The 1069-nt window shown below is 75.3% G+C and carries 1 protein-coding gene; it reads left to right on the forward strand.

Annotation, left to right across the window (positions count from 1 at the left end):
* Nucleotides 1-1069: ATP-binding cassette domain-containing protein (locus DMC18_RS25500; protein ID WP_146218239.1), on the forward strand; the 1069-nt coding region annotated here is incomplete at both ends.

Raw genomic sequence — 1069 nt, forward strand, 5'->3', positions numbered from 1 at the left:
GCCCAGGCCAAGGCCCATGCCCGTCGCGAAGCCGCCGCCTCGCTGCTGGCGCCCGGCGCGCCGCGCGGCGGGGCCGCCGTCACCGCCGTCATGGAAGGGGTCGAGGCCCTGGACGGCTACGTCTCGCGCTTTGCGCCCGCCCGCAGCGCCTCGGCGATCGCGCCGCTGCTGCTGATCGCCCTGACCGCCCTCGCCAGCCCGGTCTGCGCGGGCATCCAGCTCTTCACCCTGCTGCCCTTCATCGCCGCCATGGCCCTGGCCGGCATGGCCGCCGCCGACGCCTCGCGCCGGCAGTTCCTGGCCCTGGAGCGGCTTTCCAGCCTGTTCCTCGACCGGGTGCGCACCCTGCCGGTGGTGCTGGCGTTCCAGGCCGAGGGGCGGGTGACGGCGGGGCTGGCCGGAGCGGCGCTGGACCTTTCCAGACGCACCCAGGCCGTGCTGCGGGTGGCGTTCTTCTCGTCGGCGGCGCTGGAGTTCTTCGCCGCCCTGTCGGTGGCGCTGGCGGCGGTCTATTGCGGCTTCAACCTGCTGCGGCTGCTGCCCTTCCCGGTTCCCGAGACGCTGAACCTCAAGCGCGCCTTCTTCGCCCTGGCCCTGGCGCCGGAGGTCTACGCCCCGATGCGCAGGCTGGCGGCCGCCTATCACGACCGTCAGGCCGCCGAGGCCGCCGCCCTGACCCTGGCCCGCCTGCCGACGCCCGCCCCGGCCGCCGCGCCGCTGGCCCTGACGAAGGCGCCGAACATCCGCTTCCAAGGCGTCGGCGTGACCTATGCCGGCGGCGAGGCGGCGGTGTTCGAAGACCTCGACCTGATCGCGCCTAGCGGCACGATCACCGCCCTGCTCGGCCCCAGCGGCTGCGGCAAGACCACGGTGCTGAACCTGCTGACCGGCCTTGCCCCGCTCACCACCGGCGAGGTGCGGGTCGGCGACGCGAAGCTGTCGGACGCCGGCGCCTTCGCCGCGGACCTGGCCTGGGCCGGGCAGTCGCCGCTGCTGCTGGCCGGCTCGCTGGCCGACAACCTGGCCCTGGCCCGTCCCGACGCCTCCCGCGACGAGCTCGAAGCCGCCG

It is taken from the genome of Caulobacter sp. D5 (assembly GCF_003185805.1).
Taxonomy (GTDB): domain Bacteria; phylum Pseudomonadota; class Alphaproteobacteria; order Caulobacterales; family Caulobacteraceae; genus Caulobacter.